The sequence below is a fragment of the uncultured Microbacterium sp. genome, assembly GCF_913776565.1.
Classification (GTDB): Bacteria; Actinomycetota; Actinomycetes; order Actinomycetales; family Microbacteriaceae; genus Microbacterium.
The window spans coordinates 1-4,562 of the sequence record NZ_CAJYPF010000193.1 but is presented as its reverse complement, the minus strand read 5'-3'; the positions used below and the strand labels follow the sequence as shown (position 1 = coordinate 4,562).

Below are 4,562 nucleotides of genomic sequence, written 5' to 3'. Positions count from 1 at the left end.
GGCGCGAGCGTCGCCTACGCGGCCCTCATCCGCGGGTCGGCCCGGCACGTCGCCCTGTACGACATCGCGGCCGAGAAGGTCGAGGCCGAGGTGCTCGACCTCGCGCACGGGACGCAGTTCACCGGTTCGAGCGACATCACCGGCGGCGCCGACGTGTCGGTCGCCGAGGGATCGCACGTCGTCGTCATCACCGCCGGCGCGAAGCAGAACCCCGGGCAGACGCGCACCGAGCTCGCCGCCACCAACGCTCGCATCATCGGCGACATGATGCCGAAGCTGCTCGAGGTCGCGCCGAACGCCGTGTACGTCATCGTCACGAACCCGTGCGACGTGCTCACGGTCCTCGCTCGCGAGAGGACGGGGCTGCCGGCATCCCGGATCTTCGCCTCGGGCACCGTCCTGGACACCTCGCGCCTGCGCTGGAAGATCGCGCAGCGCGCGGGGGTCGCCACCTCGAGCGTGCACGCGTGGATCGTGGGCGAGCACGGCGACACCGAGTTCCCGCTGTGGTCGACGGCCACGATCGGGTCGGTGCCGATCACGGAGTTCACCCTTCCCGACGGTTCCCGTTTCGACGAGAGGGAATTGGATGCCATCGCCGTCGACGTGCGCGACGCGGCCTACAAGGTGATCAAGGGCAAGGGCGCGACGAACTACGCCATCGGTCTCTCCAGCGCCCGCATCGTCGAGGCCATCCTGCGCGACGAGCACGCGATCCTGCCCGTCAGCACGGTTCTCGACGACTTCCACGGCATCAGCGGCACGGCCCTGTCGGTGCCGTCGATCGTGTCGGCGCGCGGAGCGATACCCCTCGCGGGTACCCCCTTCTCGGACGCCGAGCTCACGCTGCTGCGCCGTTCCGCCGACGCCCTGGCCACGGTCGCGCAGTCGCTGCACGACTGAGCCGTCCGGCTGAGCGCCGCACGGCGCACCCGCGGACGGGCGAGGGATGCCACGCCCCGGCGCAGCGATGTCGGAGGCCCCGCGTAGCCTGAGGTCATGGCATCCCGTCGCCCTGCAACCGCCCCCGCGCCCTATCGGTGCACCGAGTGCGGATGGACCACGGTCAAGTGGGTCGGGCGCTGCGGCGAGTGCCAGTCGTGGGGCACGGTCGTCGAGGCGGCCGAGCAGACGGGCATCGTCCGCTCGATCGTGCCGGTCGCCCCGGGAGCGGCGCGCGCGGCGCGGCGCATCACCGAGATCGACACGCAGGACGCCCCGCGTCGCACGAGCGGCGTCGGCGAATTCGACCGCGTGCTCGGCGGGGGCATCGTCCCCGGCGCGGCGATCCTGCTCAGCGGCGAGCCCGGCGTCGGCAAGTCGACGCTGCTGCTCGAGGTGGCGGCGCAGAGCGCCCGGGCCGGGCGACGGGTGCTGTACGCGAGTGGCGAGGAGTCCGCGGCGCAGGTGCGCCTGCGGGCCGAACGCACCGGCGCCCTGCACGACGAGCTGTTCCTCGCCGCCGAGACCGACCTGGCCACGATCCTCGGCCACATCGACGAGGTCGAGCCCGGCCTGCTCATCGTCGACTCGGTGCAGACGGTGTCGTCGGCCCACAGCGACGGAGCGGCCGGTCAGCCCGCCCAGGTGCGCGAGGTGGCATCCGCCCTCATCCGCGTCGCCAAGGAGCGGGGGCTCCCCGTCATCATCGTCGGCCACGTCACCAAAGACGGATCGATCGCCGGTCCCCGCATCCTCGAGCACCTCGTCGATGTCGTGTGCCACTTCGAGGGCGACCGGCAGACCTCGCTGCGCTTCGTGCGCGCGCTGAAGAACCGTTTCGGCCCCACCGACGAGGTCGGCTGCTTCGATATGACCGGCACCGGCATCGCCGAGGTCGCCGACCCGAGCGCCCTCTTCCTCGGTCACGGCGAGCCCGAGCCGGGCACGTGCGTCACCATCGCAATGGAAGGACGTCGGGCGCTCCCCGTCGAGATCCAGGCGTTGGCCGTGCGTCAGACCGCCCCCAACCCCCGCCGCATCGTCAACGGCGTCGACTCGTCGCGCGTCGCGATGGTGCTCGCGGTGCTCGAGAGCCGCATGGGCCTCACCCTGTCGGACCGCGACGTGTACGTCTCGACGGTCGGCGGCGTCCGCCTGGTCGAGCCCGCCGCCGACCTCGCGATCGCGATCGCCGTGGCCAACGCCGTCAAGAACCGCAAGGTGTCGAAGCGGCTCGCGGCGATCGGCGAGCTGACCCTGACCGGTGAGATCCGCAACGTCACGCAGGCCGCGCAGCGCGCCTCGGAGGCGAAGCGCCTGGGGTATCACACGGTGCTCGACGCCTCGTCGCGCAAGCTCGCGCAGGCCCTCAACGAGTTGCAGGTGCGCGGCGCGCCCCGCGACGACAGCGAACCGGGGTTCTGACGCCGCGACCGGCGAGGTCGACGAACCTCAGGAATTCCCCAGCGGGTCGACGCAGGCACGGGTGGACGGGATCGGCGACGACGCGCCCTGCCCGGTCAGCGACCGGGGGGAGCGGACCGACGACGGCGGTGCGGGGAGGTCATGCCCAGTACCGCGGGGATGACAAGTCCGGCGGCGCACACGGCACCGGCGATCAGGTACTCCATGCCGTCGAGTCTTGCACGCGGCCGTCACCCGCGCGACTCGGGTTCTTCACCAGGTCGGGTCGACGGACAGCCGATCGTCACCCCCACGGCTCCCCGGCGCGGCGCGTGCGCGCACAACGGCGGGCCGTGTCGAGAACACGCCGGAGCCGACGGTCCGCTAACGGCGTGTCGCCACTCTGCCCCGCGGTTGTGCTCGCACCGCGCCGGACAGTCACGACTGGGCACTCGAAGCCGTCGCGGTGACGACGCGCCCCCTGCCGAGCACAACGGCGGGGGTTCGACGCGACGCGCCGTGCCCGGCCGTTCCCGTCCCGGCGTGTCACCACCCCGGCCCGCAGCTGTGCACACGCCACCGAACCCCGGACACCCCGCCCACGGCGCCGAGCTCCGGACACCCCGGCCACGGCACCAGGCCAGGCCCCGACGCCTCAGGCGTCGAGGGCGGCGATCAGGTCGGCCGGCGACGCCTGGATCGGGTGCGGCCCCGCGATGTCGATGAACACGGTCGTGATGGCATCCTGGTGCGCTCCGAGGAACGACCGCAGCCACTGCGGGGACTGCAGCGCGACGTGCGGCGGCAGCGTCTCAGGCTTGTGCGCGGCGTCGCTGAACAGCAGCAGCGCGACCTGTCCGGTGTCGGGGGCGCGGTAGGTCCACACCTCGCCGACACTCAGCGGGTTGTCGGCGTCTCCCGGCGTCATCAGGGGGACGACCGTCGGCCCGTGCCGCAGGGCGAAAGCGATCGCGGCCATGTCCTGGGTCTGCAGGGCGTCGGTGAGCGCGGTGTTCTTGAAGTCCATGTCGTGCTTCTTCCCTCTGCGCTTCTTGCTCCCGGCCATCCTCCGAGCCTAATCCGGCGGGGCCTGATCCGGAGGGACGGCTAGGCCAGGAATCCGCGCAGCAACGCCTCGGAACCCGCGAGATGATCGCGCATGGCCGCGTGGGCGGCATCCGGTCTTCCCGCCAGGATCGCCGACACGATAGCGGCGTGCTGCGAGGTGGAGTGGTCGATGTTCCGGGGCAGCAGCGGGAAGGTGTCGAGCCACGCGTTCACCTTCGCGCGATTGTCGGCCACCAGCGGAACGAGAGAGGGGATGCCGGCGAGTTCCGCGATCGTGAGATGAAGCAGGGTGTCGAGTCGGCGGTAGTCCTCTCCGTCGGCGTGCGCCGCGCTCTCGTGCCGCGCCCACAGCACGTCGCGCTCGTCGGCGGACAGCGATCGTCCCGCCGCCGCCCACGCGGCCCCGGGCTCGAGCACCCCGCGCAGCGCGATGACGTCGCCGAGCTCCGCGGCCGAGACCACGGCCGGCTCCGACGGACGCGGCACGGGATCCACGACGAAGGTGCCGCCGTATCGACCGCGCCGCGTCTCGAGCCATCCGGCGTCGGCGAGCTCGCGGATCGCCTCGCGCACGGTGTCGCGGCTGACGCCGTACAGCGACGCGAGCTCGCGCTCGGCGGGCAGCGACTCCCCGGGGGCGACGAGACCGAGACGCACGGTCTGCACGATGCGGGCCGTGGTGTCTTCGAGCGCGTTGCCGCTACGCACGGGCCGGTACACGGCCCGCCGCAGATCGTCCAGGGGCGCCTCGCTCACCCTCTCAGCCTGTCACGTCGGGCTCAGAGCGGGGTGACGTAGGCGTTGGTGATACCGCCGTCGACCACGAAGGCCGTCGCGGTGATGAACGACGCATCGTCGGATGCCAAGAAGGCCACGGCCGCGGCCATCTCCTCGGGTTCCGCGAACCGGCCCATCGGCACGTGCACGAGGCGGCGCTGCGCGCGCTCGGGGTCTTTGGCGAAGAGCTCCTGCAGGAGCGGGGTGTTCACGGGTCCGGGGCACAGCGCATTGACGCGGATGCCCTGTCGGGCGAACTGCACGCCGAGCTCGCGGGTCATGGCGAGCACGCCGCCCTTCGACGCGGTGTACGAGATCTGCGAGGTGGCCGAGCCGAGAAGGGCGACGAACGAGGCCGTGTTGATGATCGA

The 4,562-nt window shown here is 72.0% G+C and carries 5 protein-coding genes; 2 read left to right on the top strand and 3 right to left on the bottom strand.

Going from position 1 to position 4,562, the window contains the following annotated elements; all coding sequences use genetic code 11:
* Both QZ433_RS10940 and radA read left to right on the top strand, forming a co-directional pair.
* On the top strand, positions 1-903 hold a 903-nt coding region (locus tag QZ433_RS10940), incomplete at its 5' end, for an L-lactate dehydrogenase (protein WP_295783222.1).
* A gap of 96 nt (positions 904-999) precedes the next feature.
* Positions 1,000-2,367 (top strand): DNA repair protein RadA, encoded by a 1,368-nt coding sequence (gene radA / locus QZ433_RS10935; RefSeq protein WP_295783219.1) that lies wholly within the window; start codon positions 1,000-1,002, stop codon positions 2,365-2,367.
* Positions 2,368-3,001: 634 nt separating this feature from the next.
* Here the strand turns inward: radA and QZ433_RS10930 are convergent.
* The 3 genes from QZ433_RS10930 to QZ433_RS10920 all read right to left on the bottom strand — a co-directional run.
* The gene (locus QZ433_RS10930; RefSeq protein WP_295783216.1) at positions 3,002-3,412 is read right to left on the bottom strand and encodes a dehydrogenase; all 411 of its coding nucleotides are present in this window, start codon (positions 3,410-3,412) and stop codon (positions 3,002-3,004) included.
* 41 nt (positions 3,413-3,453) lie between these two features.
* Entirely contained in the window at positions 3,454-4,170 is a 717-nt protein-coding gene (locus tag QZ433_RS10925; RefSeq protein ID WP_295783213.1) for an FCD domain-containing protein, read from the bottom strand.
* 23 nt (positions 4,171-4,193) lie between these two features.
* Positions 4,194-4,562: SDR family oxidoreductase (locus QZ433_RS10920; RefSeq protein WP_295783210.1), on the bottom strand; the 369-nt coding region annotated here is incomplete at its 5' end.